The organism is Kitasatospora sp. NPDC022785 (assembly GCF_055561295.1).
The window spans coordinates 369,274-390,848 of sequence record NZ_JBVHHB010000004.1 but is presented as its reverse complement, the minus strand read 5'-3'; the positions used below and the strand labels follow the sequence as shown (position 1 = coordinate 390,848).

Sequence of the window (21,575 nt, the reverse complement as noted above, 5' to 3'; positions counted from 1 at the left end):
CGCGACCCAGCTGACCGGCACGAGCTGACGGGCGGCGCGGGTGATCCCCGCGCCGCCCGCCAGCGGCGTGCCCCGAGCCACGAGGAGGCCGCATGGGCCGCTATGTGGTCCGCCGGATCATCCAGGCCATACCGGTGATTCTCGGCGCGACGTTCCTGATCTACGCACTGGTCTTCCTGCTGCCCGGCGATCCCATCACGGCACTGGCCGGTGAGAAGCGGCAGGACCCTGCCGTCGTGGCGGTGCTGCGCGACCGCTACCACCTGGACGACCCGTTCTTCGTCCAGTACTGGGACTACCTGGTCGGCCTGTTCAAGGGCGACTTCGGCGAGGACTACCGCGGCAACCAGGTCGTGGACGTCATGAAGACCGCCTTCCCCTACACCATCAACCTGGCGGTGACCGCGCTGGTCATCGAGATGGTGGTGGGCATCACCGCGGGCGTGGTCGCCGCTCTGCGGCGTGGCAGGTTCATCGACAACGTGGTGCTGATCTCGACCCTGATGGTCATCTCGATCCCGGTCTTCGTGATCGGCTTCGTGCTCCAGCTGATCCTCGGGGTGAAGCTCAACACCGACTACGGCATCGACTTCTTCCCGGTCTCGTTCAACGAGGAGGCGGGCTTCCGGTCCTATCTGTTGCCGGCCTACGTCCTCGCCTCCACCTCGCTGGCGTACGTCGCCCGCCTCACCCGGACCAGCCTGATCGAGGTGATGCGGGCGGACTACGTCCGGACGGCGGTCGCCAAGGGGCTCAGCCCGATGCGGGTGGTGGTCAGGCACGGACTGCGCAACGCGCTGATCCCGATCGTCACCTTCCTGGGCATGGACCTCGGCGGGCTGATGGGCGGTGCGGTGATCACCGAGGGCATCTTCAACATCCCCGGGGTCGGGCACCAGCTCTTCCAGTCCGTCTACCTGCGCGAACGCACCATCGTGGTGGGCATCGTGAGCGCCCTGGTGCTCGTCTACCTGTTCGCCAACCTGGTGGTCGACCTGATGTACGCCGTCCTGGACCCGAGGATCCGCTATGAGTGAGCCGACGAAGAGCGAGGACACGAGGGTGTCGGTCCCGGGGCAGCCCGGCTCCGGGTCCGCCGCGAGCGGGCCCGCGGCGGAGGCCGCCACGCTCACCAAGGACGGGAAGGGCGGCAAGGGCGGCGAACGGGTCGCCAGCCTCTGGACCGACGCCTGGTACGACCTGCGGCGCAACCCGCTGTTCCTGATCGGCGGGTTCCTGGTGCTGTTCATGGTGGCGCTGGCCGTCGCCCCGCAGCTGTTCACCGACGGGGACCCGAGGGCCGGCGGCTTCTGCAACCTGGCCGACTCGCTGAAGCGGCCCAGCGCGGACCACTGGTTCGGCTTCGACGTCCAGGGGTGCGACATCTACACCCGGACGATCTGGGGCGCCCGCAACTCGATCATCGTCGGCATCCTGACCACCACCCTGGTGGTCGCGGTCGGCGGTCTGCTCGGCCTCTGGGCCGGCTGGATCGGCGGTCTCTGGGACAACGCGCTCTCCCGGGTCACCGAGATCTTCTTCGCCATCCCGCTGCTGCTCGGCGGCATGCTGATCATGTCCACCTGGGGCAAGGGCAACGCCTGGACGGTCTCGGCGGTGATGGCCGTGCTCGGCTGGCCGCAGATCTACCGGCTGATGCGTTCGGCGGTGCTCTCCAACAAGCACAACGACTACGTGGTCGCGGCCAAGGCGCTCGGCGCCGGCACCGGACGGATCGTCACGCGGCACATCCTGCCGAACGCGGTCGCCCCGGTGATCGTGGTCTCGACCATCAACCTGGGCGTCTACATCGGTGCCGAGGCCGCGCTCTCGTACCTCGGCATCGGCATCCAGTCCCCGGCGATCTCCTGGGGTCTGATGATCAGCGACGCGCAGTCCCGCTTCCTGACCGCGCCCCATGTGCTGCTCTTCCCGGCCGTCGTGCTGAGCATCACCGTGCTGGCGTTCATCATGCTCGGCGACGCGGTCCGCGACGCCCTCGACCCGAAGCTGCGCTGAGGAGGGCCGCGGAGATGAGTGACGCGACGAAGCTGTCGAAGGGTGCGGTACCCCGCCAGAACGCGGTGGAGGTGGTCGGTGGCGGCCGGGAGAGCCTGGTGCCCGGCACTCCGCTGCTGGAGGTCGAGGACCTGCACATCGAGTTCCACACCCGGGACGGCGTGGCCAAGGCCGTCAACGGGGTGAGCTACGCGGTGTCGGCGGGGGAGACCCTGGCGGTGCTCGGCGAGTCCGGTTCGGGCAAGTCGGTGACCGCGCAGGCGATCATGGGCATCCTGGACATGCCGCCGGGGAAGATCACCTCCGGGTCGATCCGTTTCCGGGGCGAGGAACTGCTCACCATGAGCCCCAAGGCGCGCCGGGCGGTGCGTGGCCGGAAGATCGCGATGATCTTCCAGGACGCGCTCTCCTCGCTGAACCCGGTGCTCAGCGTGGGCTACCAGCTCGGTGAGATGTTCCGGGTGCACCAGGGGGCCTCGCGCAAGGAGGCCCGGGAGAAGGCCGTCGAGCTGATGGAGCGGGTGCGAATCCCCGCGGCCAGGCAGCGGGTGAACGACTACCCGCACCAGTTCTCCGGGGGCATGCGCCAGCGCATCATGATCGCGATGGCGCTGGCCCTGGAACCGGACCTGATCATCGCCGACGAGCCCACCACCGCGCTCGACGTGACCGTCCAGGCGCAGGTGATGGACCTGCTGGCCGAGCTGCAGGCCGAGTTCAACATGGGGCTGATCCTGATCACCCACGACCTCGGTGTGGTGGCCGACGTCGCGGACAAGATCGCGGTGATGTACGCGGGGCGGATCGTCGAGACGGCGCCCGTGCACGAGCTGTACGCGCGGCCGGCCCACCCGTACACCCGCGGCCTGCTCAACTCGATCCCCCGGCTGGACCAGAAGGGCCAGAACCTCTACGCCATCCAGGGCCTGCCGCCGAGCCTGCTGCGGATCCCCGAGGGCTGCGCCTTCAACCCCCGCTGCGACCGGGCGGTGGACCGCTGCCGCACCGAACTCCCGCGGCTGGTACCGGTGCTGGACGCAGACGGGGCCGACCTGCCGGGCCGCCGCAGTGCCTGCCACCTCTGGAAGGAGACCCTCCATGGCTGAGCCCATCCTGGAGGTCCGGGATCTGGTCAAGTACTACCCGCTGACCCAGGGGATCGTCTTCAAGAAGCAGGTCGGCGCGGTGAAGGCGGTGGACGGGGTCTCCTTCGAGCTGAAGAAGGGGGAGACGCTGGGGATCGTCGGCGAGTCCGGCTGTGGCAAGTCCACGCTGGCCAAGGTGCTGATGAACCTGGAGCGGGCCACCTCCGGCGAGGTCCGGTTCAAGGGCGAGGACATCACCCGGCTCTCCGGTGCCGCGCTGAAGGCGGTGCGCCGCAACATCCAGATGGTGTTCCAGGACCCGTACACCTCGCTCAACCCGCGCATGACGGTCGGCGACATCATCGGGGAGCCGTTCGAGATCCACCCGGAGGTGGCGCCGAAGGGGGACCGCCGCAAGGCCGTCCAGGACCTGCTGGACGTGGTGGGCCTCAACCCCGAGTACATCAACCGGTATCCGCACCAGTTCTCCGGCGGCCAGCGCCAGCGCATCGGCATCGCCCGGGGGTTGGCGCTCAAGCCGGAGGTGATCATCTGTGACGAGCCGGTCTCCGCGCTGGACGTCTCCGTGCAGGCGCAGGTGATCAACCTGCTGGAGCAGCTGCAGAGCGAGTTCGAGCTGTCGTACATGTTCATCGCGCACGACCTCTCGATCGTCCGGCACATCTCGGACCGGGTCGGCGTGATGTACCTCGGCAAGCTGGTCGAGATCGGGACGGAGGACCAGATCTACGCCCACCCGACCCATCCGTACACCCAGGCGCTGCTCTCCGCGGTGCCGGTGCCGGACCCGACCGGGCGCGAACAGCGTGAGCGCATCCTGCTCAGCGGGGACCTGCCGTCGCCGGCCAACCCGCCGTCCGGCTGCCGGTTCCGCACCCGCTGCTGGAAGGCGGAGGAGCGCTGCTCCACCGAGGTCCCGCTGCTGGCGGTGCCGTCCCTGCTGACCGGGCCGGCCGCGCACGAGTCGGCGTGCCACTTCGCCGAGGTGCGGGACGTGATCGGCGCGGGCTGAGCGCCGTCCGGTGGCCGGGCCGGGCACCGGGGTCGTACCGACTCCGGTGCCCGGCTCGTCACTTGGTGAAGCCGACGTTCTCCCAGACGATGTCGGACAGGCCCTGCGCGCCGATGTTGGCGAGGTCGGCGCGGGCGCCGTACAGCTGCGGGCGCTGGTAGAGCGGCAGGACGCCGGCCACCTTCCACAACTCGCCGTCGGCCTGGTTGATGGCCTCGAAGGCGGTGGCGGCGTCGGTCGCGCCGGAGGCCCGGTCGAGGGCGGCGTCGACGGCCGGGCTGCCGGCCTGGGACTGGTTGGTGCCGCCGTTCTGGGCGAAGTTGGCCCGGTTGCCGCTGGCCGGGAACGGCGTGCCGAGCAGCGAGTAGGCGGCGAGGTCGAAGTCGTGCCGGTTGACGTACTTGTCGAAGAACTCGTTGGGGTTGGCGGTCACCGTGGTGAGCTTGACCCCGACGTCCTTGAGCATCCTGGTGGTGACCTCGGCCTCGGTCTGGGCCTGGGTGACGCCGGCCGGGATGACCATCCGCAGGTTGAGCTCCTTGCCGTCCTTCTTCCGGACGTCGCCGTCGAGCTTCCACCCGGCCGCGTCCAGCTTCCGGACGGCCTCGGCCGGGTCGTAGCGGCTGAGGCCGAGGGAGTTGTCCCGGTAGGCGTTCTGGTTGGCGACCAGCAGGTGGTTGTTGAGGGTGACGGTGGGCCAGTCCAGCCCGTTGAGGTCGGAGCGGGTGATCGCGTCCCGGTTGATCGCCTGGAAGACGGCCTGGCGGACGGCCGGGTCGGTCAGCAGGGGGCTCCTGCTGTTCAGCGTGAACTGGCGGAAGTCCGGCCCGCCGGCGCGGCGGACGGCGGCGCCCTTGGTGCTCTTGATCAGCTGGTAGCCGGCCACGTCCGGGCCGTTGTTGAAGAGGTCGATCTGCCCCTTGGCGAAGGCCGCGGCCATCGCGTTGGGGAGCACGGCGTGGAAGACGATCCGGTCCAGCAGCGGCTTTTCGCCCCACCAGGCCGGGTCGGCGACCAGGGTGACGGTCTGCGCGGCCTTGTCCAGCTTCTCGACCTTGAACGGGCCTGCGGTGACCGGGATCGCGTCCAGGTAGGCGGTGTTGAACAGCTCCGGGGTGGCGAGCCGGCTCGCCGGCATCAGCGGGGCGTTGGCGGCGCCGTTGAACATCGACTGCCACTCGGAGAACGGCCTCGCGAAGGTCATCACGGCCTGGAAGTCGTCCTTGCCCCTGTCGACCGCCGCGACCAGCTCGAAGCCGGTGCTGCTGGACGCCTTGTAGGCCGGGTCGGTGCCGTTCAGCGCCCGCCAGTTGGCCTCGATGTCGCGCCAGGTGATCGGGGTGCCGTCGGACCACCGGGCCTTCGGGTTGAGCGTCCAGGTGACGACCTGGCGGCCGTCCCGGACCTCGGAGCGGGCGTCCTGCAGATAGGCCGGGTTGACGGTCTGGGTGCCGGCCGCGTCGGAGCGGAAGAAGGTCGGCATCAGCGGCTTGGTGACGGTGATGGTGGAGGACTCGCTGCCGTCGGCCTGGACCGGCGACCACTGGCTGGAGAGCTGGGCGATCGCGACGTTCAGGGTGCCGCCCTGGCGCAGCTCCCCGCGGTCGTGCGGGTTGACGTCGACGGTGGTGAGCTTGGGCGTCTCCAGCGTGGTCGGCAGTACCCGGGAGGCGTCACCGCTGTCGGCTCCGGAGCCGCAGCCGCAGAGCGTCAGCGAGACGGCGGTGAGGCAGGCGAGCAGGGCCGTGCGGCGTGAGAGGGGGCGGCGGCCCATGGCGGTTCTCCCGGTGCAGGTGTGACAGGCGGTGAGGGTGGTGTGGCGTCACATCTTGCTGACCGGAGAGCAGAGTTGTCGAGGGGCGGGACCGGCCCCCGGTGACTCCACGGGCCGGCCCCGCCCCTCGGCGGTGCCTGTTCAGGCGGTGGCGGGACCGCTCAGGCGACGGTGAACTTGAAGGTGCGGTCCTTGTCGCCGCTCTTGTCCAGCACCGAGGTGATGGCGTCGGCGACGTCCTGCGGGGTGATCGCGGCGGTCTGGCCGTTCTTCTTGATCTTCACCTTGTCGAACACGGTGCCCAGCTGGCCGCCCAGCGCGTCGAGGTCCCACTTGGGCACGATCTTGCCGGAGGCGTCGGGCACCAGGGTGAGCGTCTTGGGGGCGGTCTTCGGGCCGAAGTCCCAGGTCTTGACGCCGGCCACGATGTGGATCCTGCCGTTCACCGCGGACTTGCCGAGGCTGTCCGCGGCGGCCTGGAGGGCCTGCGGGGAGATCTTCGGCTGGGCGGCCGTGACGGTGAGCGTGACGGGCTGCTCGGGCTTGCCGGCGGCGCGGTCGCGGTAGGCCTGCTCGACCTGGTCGACGGCGGAGGCGGAGTCCACCGCCTGGCCGGCCTTGCCGGGCACCACGATCGGCTCGCCGTTGTCGCCGAACTTGACGTAGCCCTCGGTCAGGCCCTGTCCCGAGCCGGCGGCCAGCGCCTCCAGGGCGGCCTTGAGCTTGGCCCGGTCCACCTTGACCTCCGGCGGTACGGCCTTCTCGTCGCCCTTCAGCGAGGTGATCACGTCGACCGGGCTGTACGAGTGCTGGGTGAGCTTGTCCACGGTGGCCGTGGTGTCGAAGCCCAACCCGGCGACGGCCGGGTCGAGGTCCAGGGTCTGGTCGCCGACCTTCAGCTTGACCGGCTGCTGGCCGGCCTTGCCGACGCTGTCGTCGAGCTGGTGGATCGCCTGGTCGCGGTTGCTGCCGCCGATGTCCGTGCCGAGCACCACGGTGCCCTTGGGGATGTCGGACTGGTTCAGCATCAGGCCGGTGCCGTACGCGGCGGCGCCCAGGAAGAGCACACCGCCGACGCCGTAGACGCCGAGCTTGACGAGCTTCTTGCCGGTGCCGCCCCGCTTGGCCTTGGCCGCCCCGGTCTTGGGGGCCGCCGGCTTGGCGGGCGCGTCCGGCCGGGGGCCGGGCGCGGGGACCGGCACCGCGGTGGGGCCGGCGGGGGCTTCGCCGTCCGGGCCGCCGTGCGCGCCCGGGCGCGGCTGGGCGGGGGAGGTGTTGAAGGGGTCGGCCGGGGCTGCGGGCTCGCCCTGGCGGCCGGGGGCGCCGGGGAAGAGGCCGCCGGGGGCGGCGCTGCCGTACGGCTCGGCGCCGGCCGGGGGCCGCTGGACCGCGAACGGGTCGGTGCCGGCCGGGGCCGAGGCGAACAGGCCCTGCTGCGGGCGGCCGTTCTGCGGGGCGCCGTGCGGGGGCAGGCCGTTCTGGGGCAGGCCGGATATGGCGCCGGGCGGCGGGGTGTCCTCGCGGATCGGCTCGAACCCGTCGACCGAGGTGTCCTCCGGGTTCGCCGCGGCCGGCGCACCGCCGGCCGGCCGGCCCTGGCCCTGGGGCTGCGGACGGCCGCCACCCTGGGGGTTGCGGCGCGGCAGGTCGCGGCTGGGGGCGAAGGGGTCGGCGGGCGCACCGGGGGCGAACGAGGCGTCCTCGTACACACCGGCGTCGTCGGCCGGGGCGTCGCCGCCGGCGCCGAACGGCGAGGCGGGCGCACCGGTGGGGCGCGGGGCGGGGGCGGCGGCCTGGGCGGGCAGCGGGCGGCCGCCCTGGCGGGCCGCGCCGGGGCCCTGCTGCTGGCCACGGCCGGCGTTCTTGGGGCGCGCGCCGTTCGGGCGGGCCTCGGTGCCGGCGGCGGGCGTGGCCAGTCCGGCGGCGGGGGCGCCCGGGGCACCGGCCGGGACCGCGGCGGGGGCGGTCTCGGCGGCGGAGCCCTTCTTCTGGCGCGGCCGGAACCAGGCGCCGGTGGACTCGGACTCCGAGGTGGCCGGCGGGATCTCCCACTCGGGCGGCAGGTTCGGCGGGGTCGCCGTCCGGGCGCTGCCGTCCATCACCCCGAGCACGGGGGAGGCCGGTGCGGCCGAGCGGTGCCGGGGACCGGCCGGCTCGGGGGCGGCCGGCGGGTTCTCCTCGCCGGGGCCGTCCTCGTTCTTGACGGTGGAGCGGACCACCACCGGCGGGATCGGACGCGAGCCGGGGATGTTGATCCGGACCCGCGTGGTGAGCGTGGTCTCGGTCTTCGGGGCCTCGTCCTCGTCACCCGGCGCCGAACCCTCGACGGCACCGGCACCGGCACCAGCACGGTCGCCGCCGGGGAATCCCGGTGTGCCGTAGGGCGGGGTGCCCGACGGGTAGGCGTCCGGGCCCGTGCGCCGAGGCGTCGGGTGGGCGTTCTCAGATTCGCGGCTGCTCAATGCTGCTCTGCTCCGGGTTCGCGGGCGGGCCGTGCGGCGCGACCGCGGTTCGTGGGCGCCGGGCCTGGCGGGATCGGCGGTCGGGTACGGCGTTCTGCCGCACCACCATACTGGGAAGAACTGAGCGGTGAACCGGTTCGGATAGAACCTGATACGTCCGGTTCCTCCGGTATGAGAGTACGGCCGTGTGGTCCTGACTGCTCGTCGTACGCGGTACCGTACGCGGCCCCGCGGGGCGGTCAGCGCGGGGGGCCGGGCACCCCGGGGAACCAGCTGCTCCGGGTCGGCAGGGTGGCACAGATCACGCCCAGGATCGATCCGACGAACAGCCAGGCGAGCGACGTGGCATTGGTCCAGAGCACATTGTCCCCTTCCGGGCGAGGGACCATCAGGAGCAGCAGGGCGAGGAACCAGCCGGCCGCCGGCGCTGCCGCGCCGAGCCGGGTGCCGGTCACCCGCAGGCCCGCGTAGAAGGTCGCGGCGGTCGCGGCGAGCGCCAGCAGGACTCCCACGGGCGGCCACAAGGCCTGCACAAATGCTCCGCAGACCGACACCGCGATGCCCAGCAGAAAGAACAGGACATAAGCCGCGATCCGACCGGCCCGAGGGGGCTGGGGCTCCTTCAGGCGCTCCGCCCGCGTGCCGAGGACGGTCACCGTGATCGAGCGGCGGGGCGCCTTCGTCTCGGTCGGCTCGGTCATCGGGCGCTCTCCTCGACGGTGTGGGCTGCGGTGCTGTCGTTCGTGGTGCCACGGGCCGCGGTGCCGTGGTCCGTGGCGGTCCCGTCCGCGCTGCTGCCGCCGGCGGCGGTGTCCAGGCCGGCGAAGAGGTCGTCCTCGGGCTGCTCCGGCCCGGCCTGGCCGCGTACCAGCTGGTAGTACTCGGTGGCGATCAGCGGCTGGCCGAGGTTGTTGGAGAGCGCGAACGACGCGCCGTGCACGGTGATCTGGGTGGCGTGCGCGGCCATCGCCGCCGCCTTGGGGGCGGCGTACGCGGAGCCGTCCAGCACGGTGGTGACCACGGCGTCGTCCACCACGCCGGGGACGTCGGCCTGCTGCGCGACGCCGGGGTGGCGCGCCTCGGCGGCGGTCTTGGCGAGGCCCTGCTCGATCACCGAGCGGGGCATCCGGTTCCAGTACACCTTGGCGATCCGCCAGGCCGGGCCCAGCCCGGGCCGGTACGCCGGGTCGGCGGCCAGCTCGTACGCGCGCATCGCGACCCGGTGCGCCTGGATGTGGTCCGGGTGCCCGTAGCCGCCGTTCTCGTCGTAGGTGACCAGCACCTGCGGCCGCACCTCGCGGACCACCGCGACCAGGTGGCCGGCGGCCTCGTCCACATCGGCCTGCCAGAAGCAGCCGGGCGCCTCGTTGTCGGGGACGCCCATCATGCCGGAGTCGCGGTAGCGGCCCGGGCCGCCGAGGAAGCGGAAATCGGCGACGCCGACCGCGCGCATGGCGTCGGTCAGCTCGCCGATCCGGTGCGGGCCGAGGGTGTCGTCCCGGTCCGCCGTGAGGTGGGCCAGCTCCGGCGGGATCACCTCGCCGCCCTCGCCGAGGGTGCAGGTCACCAGGGTGACGTGCGCGCCCTCGGCGGCGTACCTGGCCATCGTGGCGCCGTTGCCGATCGACTCGTCGTCGGGGTGGGCGTGGACCAGGAGGAGGCGGCGGCCGGTAGTCACGGTCATGGGAGGAAGCCTAACGACCGGCGGCAGGGAGCTAGAGCTTCAGGCCGTTGATCATCCCGGCGAGGTTGCTGGTGACCTGGCTGATCGAGGGGGCGATGGAGCTGGACGCCAGGTAGAAGCCCAGTAGTGCGCAGACGATCGCGTGCGAGAGCTTCAGGCCGGAGCGGCGGATCAGCACCACCACGATGACCAGCATCAGCATGGCTGCGGAGATGGACAAAGCCATGTCGGTTCACACCCCTTCTCGGGTGCGCCACCCCCTCGGGGAGGGCGGCGGTCGGGACCGTGGGGACCTGCGGTCGGGTGACCGCGGCCCGGGACGGGGCTTGACGATCACTCGTTGGACCAGTCATACCCGATGAGTGAGGGGCGCATTACGTTCAGTGAGTCCGCACGCGCCGGGGCATTGTTGTACGGCGGGGGCGTACGGGCCGGTCGGAAGGGGTGCGGGCCCGTTCGGTGCACACTTCCGGGCGATGCTCCGAACGAGTGATCACAATCCGCCGGGCGGTGGCACCGGAACGTCATAAGGTCTGGTGCCATGACCTCCCACACCCCTGCGGACACCTTCCCGAGGCAGTACGCGCGCACCCTGCGCTACACCGTCGGCGCGCCCCGGTCGTTCTCCGTCGCATCCGACGGTTCCCGGGTCGTCTTCCTTCGTTCGCGCTCCGGCAGCGACCGCGCCAACCTGCTCTGGACCCTCGACACCGCCACCGGCGAGGAGCGCATCGCCGCCGACCCGGCCGTCCTGCTCGGCGGCGGCGAGGAGGACCTCTCGCCGGCCGAGAAGGCCCGCCGCGAGCGCAGCCGCGAGGGCTCGGCCGGCATCGTCGGCTACGCCCTGGACGGTGCCGGCGCGCTGGCCGCCTTCGCCCTGTCCGGCCGGCTGTTCACCGCCGACCTGGTCGCCGGCACCAGCACCGAGCTGCCCGCCGAGGGCCCGCTGCTGGACCCGCGGCTCTCCCCGGACGGCACCTTCGTCGCGTACGCCAACACCGCCGGCGAGTTGCGGCTCACCCGCACCGACGGCACCGCCGACTGGGCCTTCGCCGAGCCCGACGGCGCGAACGTGAGCTGGGGCCAGGCGGAGTTCATCGCCCAGGAGGAGATGGGCCGCGACCGCGGCTTCTGGTGGTCCCCCGACAGCGACCGGCTGCTGGTCGAGCGGGCCGACGACAGCCCGGTGCGCCGCTGGTGGATCGCGGACCCGGCCAACCCCGGCAGCGAGCCCGCCGAGATCGCCTACCCGGCCGCCGGCACCGCCGACGCCGAGGTCGGGCTCTGGTCCCTCGGCCTGGACGGCACCCGGGTCGAGGTCGACTGGGACCGCGCGGCCTTCCCCTACCTGGCCCGGGTGCACTGGTCGACGGGCGGCGTGCCGCTGCTGCTCGTCCAGGCCCGCGACCAGCGCAGCCAGCAGATCCTCGGCGTGGACGTGGAGACCGGCGCCACCGAGGTGCTGCACGAGGAGCACGACGAAGCCTGGCTGGAGCTGTTCCAGGGCGTCCCGGCCTGGACGCCGGACGGCAAGCTGGTCCGGATCGGCGACGAGGGCGGGGTGCGCGCGCTGGTGATCGGCGACCACGCCGTCACCGGGGCCGACCTGCACCTGCGCTCGGTGCTCGCCGTGACCGCCGAGGAGGTCTTCTTCACCGCCTCCGGCGGCGCCGAGGAGACCGACCCCGAGCCGGGCTGGATCGCCGCCGGCCGGATCGGCCACGACGGCAAGCGGCTCGGCTGGGAGGCTTCCAACGGCCGGCCGTTCACGTCCGTCACCACCGCCGTGCACGCGGGCGGGATCACCGTCCGGGCCACCGCCGAGCCCGACCTGCCCGGCACGCTGGTCCAGGTCGCCCGCGACCTGCCGGAGGGCGTGGTGGTCGACGACGTCGCGACCATCGAGTCCTACGCCGAGACCCCGGTGATCACCGCCCGTCCGGTCTTCCGCTACGCCGGCGAGCGCCGCATCCCCGCCGCCGTCTTCCTGCCCACCAGCTACGACCGGGAGCGGGACGGCCTGCTGCCCGTCCTGATGGACCCGTACGGCGGCCCGCACGGCCAGCGCGTCGTCCAGGCGCACAACCCGCACCTCAACTCGCAGTGGTTCGCCGACCAGGGCTTCGCGGTGATCGTCGCCGACGGGCGCGGCACCCCCGGCCGCGGGCCGGCCTGGGAGAAGTCGATCGCCTTCGACTTCGCCGGTGCCACCCTCGACGACCAGGTGGACGCGCTGCACGCGCTCGCCGAGGAGTTCCCGCTGGACCTCGACCGGGTCGCCATCCGCGGCTGGTCGTACGGCGGTTACCTCTCCGCGCTGGCCGTGCTGCGCCGTCCGGACGTCTTCCACGCGGCCGTCGCCGGCGCCCCGGTGACCGACTGGGAGCTGTACGACACCCACTACACCGAGCGCTACCTCGGCCACCCCGCCGAGCGGCCCGAGGTGTACGCCGCCAACTCGCTCAGCGGGTACGCGGCCGGGCTGGAGCGCCCGCTGATGATCATTCACGGCCTGGCGGACGACAACGTGGTGGCCGCGCACACCCTGCGGCTCTCCTCGGCCCTGCTGGCGGCCGGCCGGCCGCACACCGTGCTGCCGCTCTCCGGCGTGACGCACATGACCCCGCAGGAGGAGGTCGCGGAGAACCTGCTGCTGCTCCAGGTCGACTTCGTGAAGAAGTCGCTGGGGATCTGACCCCCCGGCCCTGCTGGCCCCAACCCTGCTGACCTGCGGCTTCGGCGGCCGGTGCCCGTGACCCGGGTACCGGCCGCCGGCATGACATCCGTCATGCGGAAGCCACGACGGCGGGCACTGCCGCCGTACCGGGCCGGCGCGGGACGCTGAGGTGGTGCGAACGACACCAGCAGGGGAGAGGACCGGGGCGATGGGCACAGACGTGGCTGCCTTCCGGGGCGTCAGCAAGAACTACGGGCGGGTGCGGGCCGTCGACGGCCTGGACCTGGTGCTGAGGCCGGGAGAGACCGTCGCCCTGCTCGGCCCGAACGGCGCCGGCAAGTCCAGCAGCCTCGACCTGCTGCTCGGCCTCCGCGAGCCGGACCACGGCACCGTCGCGCTGTTCGGCGGCGCCCCGCGCGACGCGATCACGGCCGGCCGGGTCGGCGCGATGCTGCAGAGCGGCGGGCTGATGGCCGACGTCAAGGTCCGCGAGCTGGTGAAGCTGGCCTGTGACGTCCACCCCCGCGGCCGGGCCGTCAAGGAGGTGCTGGCCGACGCCGGGATCACCGAGCTGGCCGAGCGCCGGGCCGACAAGCTCTCCGGCGGCCAGGAGCAGCGGGTGCGCTTCGCCCTGGCGATCGCCGGCGCCAACGACCTGATCGTCCTGGACGAGCCCACCACCGGCATGGACGTCTCCGTCCGGCAGGCGTTCTGGGCGAGCATGCGGGCGCAGGCCGACGCCGGGCGCACCGTGCTGTTCGCCACCCACTACCTGGAGGAGGCGGACTCGATCGCCGACCGCGTCCTCGTCCTCCACCGGGGACGGCTGATCGCCGACGGCACCTCCGCCGAGATCAAGGCGAAGGCCGGCGCCCGCCGGATCACCTTCGAACTGCACGACGTGGACGGCCCGTTCGAGGAGTCGCTGCTGCGCACCCTGCCGGGCACGCTGGCGCTGGACGTCAGCGCCCGGGTGCCGGGGGTGCGGACGGTCCGGATCCGGACCGCGGACGCCGACGCGGGCGTCGCCGGGCTCTACCGCGCGGGCCTGTACCCGCGCGGCCTGGAGGTCACCGGCCTGGGCCTGGAGCAGGCCTTCCTGACCATCACCGGCGAGCAGGACGCCGCCGGCACCAACCGGTTCGCGACGGAGGCCGTGCGATGACCACCCTGATCCAGCTGGAGATCATGCGCACCCTGCGCAACAAGAAGTACCTGCTCTTCACGATCCTCTACCCGGCGCTGATGTACTTCTTCTTCATCAACGCCTACGGCACCGGCAAGGTCGCCGGCGGCCTGCCGGTGAAGACCTACTTCATGGTGTCGATGGCCACCTTCGGCGCGGTCGGCTCGGTGCTGACCGGCAGCGCGCAGCGAATCTCGCTGGAGCGCAAGAGCGGGTGGACCAGGCAGCTGCGGCTGACCGCGCTCCCCGGCCGGGCGTACACCGTGGCGAAGATCGCCTCCAGCGCGGTGACCACCCTGCCCGCGATCCTGGTGGTGTTCGCGGTCGGCGCGACCCAGGGCGTGCGGCTGAGCGCGGGACAGTGGGCCGGCCTGGCGGCCGCGCTCTGGCTGGGCAGCTTCGTCTTCGCGGCGCTCGGGGTGGCGTTCGGCTACGCGGCGGCGCCGGACTCGGTGCAGACCATCGTGATGATCGCCTACATGGCGATGGCGCTGTTCGGCGGGACGTGGTTCCCGGTGACCGGCACGCTGGAGAGGTTCGCGCGGTTCGACCCGGTGTACCTGTACAACAGGCTCGCCACCTTCACCCAGCCCGGGCACTCGCTCGACCTGGTCGCGGTCGCCGGGCTGGCGGCCTTCCTGGTGGTCTTCGTCGCCGCCGCGGCCGGGCTGTACCGCCGTGACACCCGGCAGGCATGATGACCCTCATGCCCGACACGCCCCGTACCCACCGAACCGACGAGCAGCCGGAGGCGGGGGCGGGGCGCGTGTCGTTCATGAACGTCCCCGGCGCTCCGGTGGAGACCGGGCGGCAGCTGCTGGTCAAGGTCAGCTGGATGCTGCTCTGGATGGTCTACCTGGCCTACCCGGTGGGCGACCTGCTCCAGCACAAGCACGGGACGGCCGCCACCGTGGCCGGCTGGATCGCCCTGGCCGCCTTCGTCGCCGCCTACGTCAGCCTGGTGGTCTTCCGCTCCCGCCCCGGCTCGCCGCCGCGCGCCGCCCAGGCGGTGGTGGCGATGATGGCCGTCATCGCGGTGGTCACCGCCTTCGGCCTCGGCACCTCCTGGCTGACCCTGTTCACCTACGCCTCGGTGGCGGTCGCGATCATCGCGCCGCCGCGGTACGGGATCGCCGGGGTGGGCGGGATGGCCGGGCTCACCGTGGCGGTCGGGCTGCTCAGCCACGCCGACCCCGGGGCGATCCCCACCATCGCGCTCACCGCCTTCCTCTCCGGCGCCGCCATGACCGGGCTGCAGCGGCTGGTCACCACCATGCGGGAGCTGCGCGAGGCGCGGGCCGCCGTCGCCCACCTCGCCGCGTCCGAGGAGCGGCTGCGGCTCGCCCGGGACCTGCACGACCTGCTCGGGCACTCGCTCTCGCTGATCACGCTGAAGAGCGAGCTGGCCGGGAGGTTCATGGACGGCGGCAAGGACGAGGCGGCGCGGGCGCAGGTCGCCGACATCGAGAAGGTCGCCCGGCAGTCGCTGATCGACGTCCGGGAGGCCGTGACCGGGTTCCGCCGGCCCACCCTGCCGGTCGAACTCGCCGCCGCCCGCACGGCGTTGGCGGCCGCGCAGGTCCGGCTGGAGGCGGCGCCCGAGCTGGTGGACGCCTGGCCGGGGCTGGCCACCGAGGAGGCGGGCGCGCTGGCCTGGGCGCTGCGCGAGGCGGTCACCAACATCGTCCGGCACGGCGAGGGCGCGACGCTCTGCACCGTGCGGGGGGACGAGGCGTGGGAGGGCGGCGGAGAGCGGTACGCCGTCCTGGAGATCACCGACAACGGGGCAGGGCCGGGCAAGTCGGCGCCGGGGAACGGGCTTTCCGGCCTGGACGAGCGGTTGGCGCTGGTCGGCGGCCGGCTGGAGACCGGGCCGGGCGAGCGGGGGAGGGGCTTCCGGCTGCGGGCGCTGGTGCCGCTGCGCACGGTGTCGGCCCCCACCGTGGGGCAGGCGACCAACATCTCCTAGGGGTCGGGGAGTTCGAGGAGGAAGCGGGCGCCGCGCGGGGAGGGCGCGACCCGCAGGGTGCCGCCGTGCCGGGTGGCGATGTCGGCCGCGATGGCCAGCCCGAGGCCGCTGCCGCCGGCGTCCCGGCTGCGCGCCTCGTCGAGCCGGGTGAACGGTTCGAAGATCCGCTCGCGGTCCTGCGGCGGCACGCCCGGCCCGTCGTCGCGGACCTCCAGGACGCAGCCGTGCGCCGTCCGGCGGGTGGCCAGCACGATCTCGGACGTGGCGTGCCGGCGGGCGTTGTCGAGCAGGTTGCGGACCAGCCGGTGCAGCCGGAGGCGGCTGCCGCGCACCGGCAGCGGGTCGGGCGCGTCCACCACCAGCACCGGCCGGCCGCCGATCACCGGGCGGTACTGGTCGGCGAGTTCGCGCAGCACGGCGGAGAGGTCGACGGTGGTGTCCGGGCCGGCCGCGGCCGGGTGGGCGCCGCGGGCCAGGAAGAGCAGGTCCTCGGTGAGCTGCTGGAGCCGCTCGACCGAGGTCAGCGCCTCCTGGGTGGCGGCCGGCCAGTCGGTGCGCTCGGGGTGGGCCAGCGAGACCTCCAGGTTGGTGCGCAGCGCCGCGATCGGGCTGCGCAGCTCGTGCGAGGCGTCCGCGACGAACCGCTGCTGCTGGACGGACGAGCGCTCCAGCCGGTCCAGGGTGGCGTTGGTGGTGGTCGCCATCCGGGCGATCTCGTCCCCGGACCTCGGCACCGGCACCCGGCGGTCCAGCCGGAGCTCGCCGATCTCGGCCAGCTCGGCGCGGATCGCCTCCACCGGCCGCAGCGCGCGGCTGGTCGCCACCCAGGCGATCAGGGCCACCAGCAGCGCGGCGGCCGGCACGCCCGCCCGGAGCACCGGGTCGATGGTGTGCAGGGCCGCCTCGGCGGCGAACGGGGTGGCCAGCACGTACACGGTGACCGGGCCGAGCGGGGGCGTGGTGGGGCCGGTGGTGTCGGTCACCCGGTAGTACATGCCCCAGCTGCCCATCGCGGCGAAGGTACGCCCCGAGTACCGGTTGGCGGCGGCCGGGCTGGCCGGGCCGACGGTGATCCGCTCGCCCTCCGGCTGCCAGTCGGTGGGGGCGAGCGCCGGGGCCACCGGCGGCAGCGGGGCGGCCAGGCGCTGGGTGGTGAGCGGCCCGCCCAGGGTGAGCAGCCGGCCGTCCTTGTCGAGCACGAGGTAGGGCATCAGGTCGCTGTCCGGCAGCTGCTGGCCGAGCGTGAAGGCGCGGCCGATCTCCCGCGCCTGGTACTGAGCCTCCGACTCGGCGGCGGCCAGCTGGGCGTCGTACATGTGGTCGCGCAGCCACCAGGCGCCGACGCCGAGCAGCAGCAGCGCGGCCAGGCCGGCCGCGAGCGAGGTGCGGACCCGGGTGGAGAGCCGGCCCAGCACCGTCAGGCCTCCAGCCGGTAGCCGGCGCCGCGGACGGTGCCGATCGAGTGCCGGCCGAAGGGCGCGTCCACCTTGCGGCGCAGCATGCTGATGTACACCTCGACGATGGACTCCTCGCCGTCGAAGGCGATGTCCCAGACCTCGTCGACGATCCGGCGCTTGGACAGCACCTCGCCGGGGTGCTGGGCCAGGAACCGCAGGACGGCGAACTCGCGTTCGGTGAGCGTGACTTCGGCGTTTCCTCGGCCGCAGCGGCGGGCCGCCGGGTCCAGCCAGAGGTCGCCGACCCGCAGCAGCGCGCCGGGCGTCTGGCTGCGGCGGAGCAGGGCGCGCAGGCGGGCCAGGAAGACCAGGTAGGAGAACGGCTTGACGAGGTAGTCGTCCGCGCCGGTGTCCAGGCCCTCGGCCTCGTCGTACTCGCCGTCCTTGGCGGTGAGCATCAGGATCGGGGTGGTGTCGCCGCCTTCGCGCAGCGCCTCGCAGACCTTGTAGCCGTTCAGGCCGGGCAGCATGATGTCGAGGACGATCGCCCGGTAGGCGTGCCGCTGTGCCAGCCGGAGGCCGGTCAGGCCGTCCGGGGCGAGGTCGACGGTGTAGCCCTCCGCCTCCAGGCCGCGGCGGACCGCGGCGGCGACCTGGGCGTCGTCCTCCACCACCAGAATCTCCATGCGGATCAGGATGCCACCCGGCCGCGAAGCGTTCCTTAAGCGGTCTTCAGCTTTCTCAGCCTCGCTTCAGGCGCCCCGGCGCATGCTCTCGCCGTCCGCCGGCGCTCCCCGCCGGCGCCCTGAGCGAGAGGGGATCGCCGATGACCGTCGTCGTCCCGGAGGCCGCTGCCGCCTGTCCGGCGGACACCGGTCCGCTGCGGGTGGTGCCGATACCGGCGGCGGAGCACGCCGCCTGGATCGCCGCCCACGGCGGCACGACCTTTCTGGAGTGCCCGTCCTGGGCCCGGGTGAAAGCGGGCTGGCGGGCCGAGAGCCTGGCCTGGACCGGCGCCGAGGGACGGACGGTCGCCGTGGCGCTGGTGCTGTACCGGGATGTGCGCGGGCTGGGGCGCAGCTTCGCCTACCTGCCGGAGGGCCCGGCGATCGACTGGGCCGGGCCGGACCTCGGCCGCCGGCTGGATCCGCTCGTCGACCTGCTGCGCTCGCGCGGCGTCTTCACGGTACGGATCGGCCCGTCGCCGGCCCACCGGATCTGGGAGGCGGCGACGGTCCGGGCGGCGGTGCGGGGCGGCTCGATCTCCCGGCTCTCCGAGGTGCTGCCGGACGCCGTCGACCCGGTCGGTGCGACGACCGGCGAGCGGCTGCGGGCGCTCGGCTGGCAGCCGGCCGGACGGGACACCCAGCCCCGGTTCACTTTCCGACTGCCCCTCGCCGGGCGTGAACTCGGCTCCGTCTGGGAGGGGTTGAGCCCGGAGTGGCGGCGCAACGTCCGCCGGGCGCGGGCGGCGGGCGTGTCGGTCGCCGAGGGCGCGTTCGAGGATCTGGAGTGCTTCTACGCACTGGTGCGGGAGACCGAGCGGCGCGGCTGCTTCGACCTCGGCCGCGGACTCGCGTACTACCAGCGGCAGTTCACTGAGCTCAACGCCGAACTGCCTGGCCGGATGCGACTGTTGCTGGCCCGCCACCGCGGGGAGGTGCTGGCCGCGCACACCCTCGTCACGGTCGGCCGGCGGGCCTGGTACCTGACCGGCGGATCGGCCACGCAGGGGCGGCAGGTGCGGCCCAGCAACGCCCTGCAGTGGTCGATGATCCAGGCCGCCCACGGGCTCGGTGCCGACGTGTACGACCTGCGCGGCGTCCAGCCCTCACTGGACCCCTCCGGGCCCGACTACGGCCTGCTGCGCTGGAAGCTCGGCACCGGCGGACAGGTCGTGGAGGGCCTCGGAGAGTGGGAGCTGCCGCTGAACCGGCCGCTGCACGCGGCGTTCCGGCGCTACCTGGCACGGCGGCAGGGGTGAGTCGTTTGAGTGCAACTCTGGCCGAGCACACCGTAGTTGGGGCCGACGGGGGGAGGCCGCCCGTGCAGCGTCTGCGCCACCGCAAGCCGCGCCGTCGGATACCGCCCAGCCTGGTGATGGCCGCCGGCACCATCGTCTCCCGGGCCACCGGCTTCGTCCGTGCGGCGCTCGTCGTCGCGGTCCTCGGCTCCGGCCTGCCGGCGGACGGCTACAACGTCGCCAACACCGTGCCCAACATCCTCTTCGTGCTGCTCATCGGCGGTGCGCTGAACACCGCCCTGGTGCCGCACCTGGTCAAGGCGGCACGGGAGTCCGAGGACGGCGGGGCGGCCCACGTCAACCGGCTGGTCAGCCTGCTGGTGACGGTGCTGGTCGTCATCACGGCGGTGGTCGTGCCGGCCGCGCCGCTGATCGTCCGCGCCTACACCTCGTACGGCGGCGAACAGTTGGACCGCACCGTCCTGCTGGCCTACCTCTGCCTGCCGCAGGTGTTCTGCTACGGCCTGTTCACCGTGCTCGGCCAGGTGCTCAACGCCCGGCAGCGGTTCGCGCCGATGGCGTGGGCGCCGGTGCTCAACAACCTCGTGGTGATCGCCGTCTTCGGCTCGCTGCTGGGGACCGGCTCGCCCACGCGGGCGCAGCTGGCGTTCCTGGGCGCGGGGACGACGCTCGGCGTGGTCGTCCAGAGCGCGGCGCTGCTGCCCTGCCTGCGCGCCGCCGGGGTGCGGCTGCGCCCGCGCTGGGACTGGCGCGAGGCCGGCCTCGCCGACCCGCTGCGCGCCGCCGGGTGGACGCTGCTGCTCGTCCTGACCGACCAGGCGGGCTACTGGGTGGTGACGCGGCTCTCCACGGCGGTCGGCGCACACGCCGAGGCGGCGGGCGTGGCCGGGGGCGTCGGCTACACCGCCTACAGCAGCGCGTACCTGCTCTGGATCGTGCCGCACGGCGTGATGACGGTGTCGCTGGTGACGGCCGTCCTGCCGGGCATGAGCGCGGCGGCGGCCCGGGGCTCGCTGTCGGAGGTGCGTGACCTGGCCTCGCGGGCACTGCGGACGGTGGCCGTGGTGACGGTGCCCGCCGCGTGCGGACTCGCCGTACTGGCACCGCAGTTGGCGAAGGTCGCATTCGGGCACGGGAAGGCCGGGGAGGCGGACGTGCGGGCCATCGGATGGATGCTGACGGCCTTCGCGCCCGGGCTGGTGCTGTACTCGGCGGCCTACGCGCTCACTCGCGTCCTCTACGCGATGCGGGACAGCCGGACGCCGTTCCTGCTCAACCTGCTGCCCGTCGCGGCGGCGGCCGCCGGCTCACTGCTCTGCTACGCGTACCTGCCGCTGCGCTGGGCGATGACGGGCATGGCGGCCTGCTACGGGGCATCGTTCCTGCTGGCGGTGGGCGGGGCGGCGCTCCTCCTCCGCCGGCGACTGGGTGCCCTGGGCTCCGCGAGGATCCTCGGCACGCACGCCCGGCTGCTCGTGGCCGCCCTGCCTGCGGGCGCGGCCGCGTGGGCGGCGTCGCGGGCGGTCGGGCCGGCGTGGGCGGGTCTGGCGGTGGGAGGTCTGGCGCTGGCCGCGGTGTTCCTCCTCCTCGGCCGGCTGCTGCGAGTGGAGGAGGTGGCCGTGCTGACTGCGCGCCTGCGCCGCCGGTAGGGCCGGGCCGCTCGACCCGGCCGGGGCCGCCCAGGCGGCCCCGGCGCCGTCGTGCCCCAGTCGCGGCTCAGGGCTCGATCACGGGCGCGCTCAAGACGTGGGCGACGCCGGCGTTGCTCACGGTCTCGACAGTCCAGCGGATGGCGTCATCGGAACCGCCCGCGGCGAGCCAGTCGGGGCTCCCGTCGAGCGGTGCCGGCATCCGCGAGGGTGGGTGTGCGGCCTTCGGTGGACTGTGTCGGAGGCAGCAATGCCCCCGGAACCATACGGCTGGACGAGGCGTGTACCGATCATGTCCACTACTCTCGTTCTTGGAATCGACCCGCACGCCGTCCCAGGCACGGACGGCGACGCCCTTCGCGCAGCCCTCGACGCCGAGCTCGCCCGCTTCGGTGACCACGGCATCGACGCCGCCATGACACTGATCGCCCTGGACGAGTCCGCCGAAGCCACGGTGATCGCGGCCCTGACCTCGCGCGAGTGGGACGTCGTGGTCATCGGCGGCGGCATCCGCAAGACCGAACAACTCCTCCCGCTCTTCGAGCAGGTCGTCAACCTGACCCGCCGCCATGCTCCGAGTGCCGCGATCGCCTTCAACACCAACGGGGGCACCAGCGTCGAGGCCGCCAAGCGCTGGCTCTAGCGGTGCCGGCGGC

Annotated in this window: 18 protein-coding genes; 11 read left to right on the top strand and 7 right to left on the bottom strand. The window is 73.1% G+C overall.

What is annotated here, in order from left to right:
- The first annotated feature begins 92 nt into the window (after positions 1-92).
- Genes ACZ3YO_RS09530 through ACZ3YO_RS09515 form a run of 4 tightly spaced genes read left to right on the top strand, consistent with a single transcriptional unit; the run spans position 93 to position 4,137 of the window.
- The gene (locus ACZ3YO_RS09530; protein ID WP_396320666.1) at positions 93-1,037 is read left to right on the top strand and encodes an ABC transporter permease; all 945 of its coding nucleotides are present in this window, start codon (positions 93-95) and stop codon (positions 1,035-1,037) included.
- Positions 1,030-2,019, top strand: a complete 990-nt coding sequence (locus ACZ3YO_RS09525) for an ABC transporter permease (RefSeq protein ID WP_465566984.1) — start codon at positions 1,030-1,032, stop codon at positions 2,017-2,019. The genes ACZ3YO_RS09530 and ACZ3YO_RS09525 overlap by 8 nt, the downstream gene beginning before the upstream one ends.
- A gap of 14 nt (positions 2,020-2,033) precedes the next feature.
- On the top strand, positions 2,034-3,125 hold the full coding sequence (locus ACZ3YO_RS09520; protein WP_465546112.1) for an ABC transporter ATP-binding protein: 1,092 nt from the start codon (positions 2,034-2,036) through the stop codon (positions 3,123-3,125).
- Complete coding sequence (locus ACZ3YO_RS09515; protein WP_465566981.1) at positions 3,118-4,137, top strand: ABC transporter ATP-binding protein; 1,020 nt, start codon at positions 3,118-3,120, stop codon at positions 4,135-4,137. Before ACZ3YO_RS09520 ends, ACZ3YO_RS09515 begins: the two co-directional genes overlap by 8 nt.
- A gap of 58 nt (positions 4,138-4,195) precedes the next feature.
- Here ACZ3YO_RS09515 and ACZ3YO_RS09510 read toward each other — a convergent pair whose 3' ends face one another.
- The 5 genes from ACZ3YO_RS09510 to ACZ3YO_RS09490 form a co-directional block, all read right to left on the bottom strand.
- Complete coding sequence (locus ACZ3YO_RS09510; protein ID WP_465566978.1) at positions 4,196-5,911, bottom strand: ABC transporter family substrate-binding protein; 1,716 nt, start codon at positions 5,909-5,911, stop codon at positions 4,196-4,198.
- A gap of 161 nt (positions 5,912-6,072) precedes the next feature.
- Positions 6,073-8,373 (bottom strand): peptidoglycan binding domain-containing protein, encoded by a 2,301-nt coding sequence (locus ACZ3YO_RS09505; protein WP_465566975.1) that lies wholly within the window; start codon positions 8,371-8,373, stop codon positions 6,073-6,075.
- A gap of 239 nt (positions 8,374-8,612) precedes the next feature.
- The gene (locus ACZ3YO_RS09500) at positions 8,613-9,074 is read right to left on the bottom strand and encodes a DUF6113 family protein (protein WP_396320672.1); all 462 of its coding nucleotides are present in this window, start codon (positions 9,072-9,074) and stop codon (positions 8,613-8,615) included.
- Positions 9,071-10,057: an N-acetyl-1-D-myo-inositol-2-amino-2-deoxy-alpha-D-glucopyranoside deacetylase gene (gene mshB, locus ACZ3YO_RS09495; protein WP_465566971.1), complete on the bottom strand. Its 987-nt coding sequence runs from the start codon at positions 10,055-10,057 to the stop codon at positions 9,071-9,073. Before mshB ends, ACZ3YO_RS09500 begins: the two co-directional genes overlap by 4 nt.
- 31 nt (positions 10,058-10,088) lie before the next feature.
- The gene (locus ACZ3YO_RS09490; RefSeq protein WP_465546123.1) at positions 10,089-10,283 is read right to left on the bottom strand and encodes a DUF2304 domain-containing protein; all 195 of its coding nucleotides are present in this window, start codon (positions 10,281-10,283) and stop codon (positions 10,089-10,091) included.
- Between the two features lie 315 nt (positions 10,284-10,598).
- On the opposite strand from ACZ3YO_RS09490, the gene ACZ3YO_RS09485 reads away from it, so the two are divergent.
- The 4 genes from ACZ3YO_RS09485 (at position 10,599) to ACZ3YO_RS09470 (ending at position 15,889) form a co-directional block, all read left to right on the top strand.
- On the top strand, positions 10,599-12,752 hold the full coding sequence (locus ACZ3YO_RS09485) for a S9 family peptidase (protein WP_465566967.1): 2,154 nt from the start codon (positions 10,599-10,601) through the stop codon (positions 12,750-12,752).
- Positions 12,753-12,942: 190 nt separating this feature from the next.
- Entirely contained in the window at positions 12,943-13,899 is a 957-nt protein-coding gene (locus ACZ3YO_RS09480; RefSeq protein ID WP_465566964.1) for an ABC transporter ATP-binding protein, read from the top strand.
- The gene (locus ACZ3YO_RS09475; protein ID WP_465566961.1) at positions 13,896-14,618 is read left to right on the top strand and encodes an ABC transporter permease; all 723 of its coding nucleotides are present in this window, start codon (positions 13,896-13,898) and stop codon (positions 14,616-14,618) included. Before ACZ3YO_RS09480 ends, ACZ3YO_RS09475 begins: the two co-directional genes overlap by 4 nt.
- An 8-nt stretch (positions 14,619-14,626) precedes the next feature.
- Positions 14,627-15,889, top strand: a complete 1,263-nt coding sequence (locus ACZ3YO_RS09470) for a sensor histidine kinase (RefSeq protein WP_465566958.1) — start codon at positions 14,627-14,629, stop codon at positions 15,887-15,889.
- Here ACZ3YO_RS09470 and ACZ3YO_RS09465 read toward each other — a convergent pair.
- A complete protein-coding gene (locus tag ACZ3YO_RS09465; protein WP_465566955.1) occupies positions 15,886-17,304 on the bottom strand; it encodes a sensor histidine kinase in 1,419 nt (472 codons plus the stop codon). The two genes, ACZ3YO_RS09470 and ACZ3YO_RS09465, sit on opposite strands and share 4 nt — an antisense overlap.
- A gap of 2 nt (positions 17,305-17,306) precedes the next feature.
- Positions 17,307-17,972 (bottom strand): response regulator transcription factor, encoded by a 666-nt coding sequence (locus ACZ3YO_RS09460; protein ID WP_465546134.1) that lies wholly within the window; start codon positions 17,970-17,972, stop codon positions 17,307-17,309.
- A 140-nt stretch (positions 17,973-18,112) separates the two neighbouring features.
- Between ACZ3YO_RS09460 and ACZ3YO_RS09455 the strand changes: the two genes are divergently transcribed.
- The 3 genes from ACZ3YO_RS09455 to ACZ3YO_RS09445 all read left to right on the top strand — a co-directional run bounded on the left by ACZ3YO_RS09455 (position 18,113) and on the right by ACZ3YO_RS09445 (position 21,562).
- Positions 18,113-19,270, top strand: coding sequence for a lipid II:glycine glycyltransferase FemX (locus tag ACZ3YO_RS09455; RefSeq protein ID WP_465566952.1), 1,158 nt, complete (start codon positions 18,113-18,115; stop codon positions 19,268-19,270).
- A 62-nt stretch (positions 19,271-19,332) separates the two neighbouring features.
- Positions 19,333-20,919, top strand: a complete 1,587-nt coding sequence (gene murJ / locus ACZ3YO_RS09450) for a murein biosynthesis integral membrane protein MurJ (protein WP_465566949.1) — start codon at positions 19,333-19,335, stop codon at positions 20,917-20,919.
- Positions 20,920-21,211: 292 nt separating this feature from the next.
- Positions 21,212-21,562: a hypothetical protein gene (locus tag ACZ3YO_RS09445; RefSeq protein WP_465566946.1), complete on the top strand. Its 351-nt coding sequence runs from the start codon at positions 21,212-21,214 to the stop codon at positions 21,560-21,562.
- Positions 21,563-21,575: the final 13 nt, after the last annotated feature.

What these genes read in the sequence shown, in the direction of transcription:
- mshB (WP_465566971.1), bottom strand. Translation starts at nt 10,057, where the DNA reads ATGACCGTGACTACCGGCCGCCGCCTCCTCCTGGTCCACGCCCACCCC.
- ACZ3YO_RS09475 (WP_465566961.1), top strand. Translation starts at nt 13,896, where the DNA reads ATGACCACCCTGATCCAGCTGGAGATCATGCGCACCCTGCGCAACAAG.
- ACZ3YO_RS09490 (WP_465546123.1), bottom strand. Translation starts at nt 10,283, where the DNA reads ATGGCTTTGTCCATCTCCGCAGCCATGCTGATGCTGGTCATCGTGGTG.
- ACZ3YO_RS09485 (WP_465566967.1), top strand. Translation starts at nt 10,599, where the DNA reads ATGACCTCCCACACCCCTGCGGACACCTTCCCGAGGCAGTACGCGCGC.
- ACZ3YO_RS09525 (WP_465566984.1), top strand. Translation starts at nt 1,030, where the DNA reads ATGAGTGAGCCGACGAAGAGCGAGGACACGAGGGTGTCGGTCCCGGGG.
- ACZ3YO_RS09470 (WP_465566958.1), top strand. Translation starts at nt 14,627, where the DNA reads ATGCCCGACACGCCCCGTACCCACCGAACCGACGAGCAGCCGGAGGCG.
- ACZ3YO_RS09480 (WP_465566964.1), top strand. Translation starts at nt 12,943, where the DNA reads ATGGGCACAGACGTGGCTGCCTTCCGGGGCGTCAGCAAGAACTACGGG.
- ACZ3YO_RS09445 (WP_465566946.1), top strand. Translation starts at nt 21,212, where the DNA reads ATGTCCACTACTCTCGTTCTTGGAATCGACCCGCACGCCGTCCCAGGC.
- ACZ3YO_RS09455 (WP_465566952.1), top strand. Translation starts at nt 18,113, where the DNA reads ATGACCGTCGTCGTCCCGGAGGCCGCTGCCGCCTGTCCGGCGGACACC.
- ACZ3YO_RS09515 (WP_465566981.1), top strand. Translation starts at nt 3,118, where the DNA reads ATGGCTGAGCCCATCCTGGAGGTCCGGGATCTGGTCAAGTACTACCCG.
- ACZ3YO_RS09510 (WP_465566978.1), bottom strand. Translation starts at nt 5,911, where the DNA reads ATGGGCCGCCGCCCCCTCTCACGCCGCACGGCCCTGCTCGCCTGCCTC.
- ACZ3YO_RS09460 (WP_465546134.1), bottom strand. Translation starts at nt 17,972, where the DNA reads ATGGAGATTCTGGTGGTGGAGGACGACGCCCAGGTCGCCGCCGCGGTC.
- ACZ3YO_RS09520 (WP_465546112.1), top strand. Translation starts at nt 2,034, where the DNA reads ATGAGTGACGCGACGAAGCTGTCGAAGGGTGCGGTACCCCGCCAGAAC.
- ACZ3YO_RS09500 (WP_396320672.1), bottom strand. Translation starts at nt 9,074, where the DNA reads ATGACCGAGCCGACCGAGACGAAGGCGCCCCGCCGCTCGATCACGGTG.
- ACZ3YO_RS09530 (WP_396320666.1), top strand. Translation starts at nt 93, where the DNA reads ATGGGCCGCTATGTGGTCCGCCGGATCATCCAGGCCATACCGGTGATT.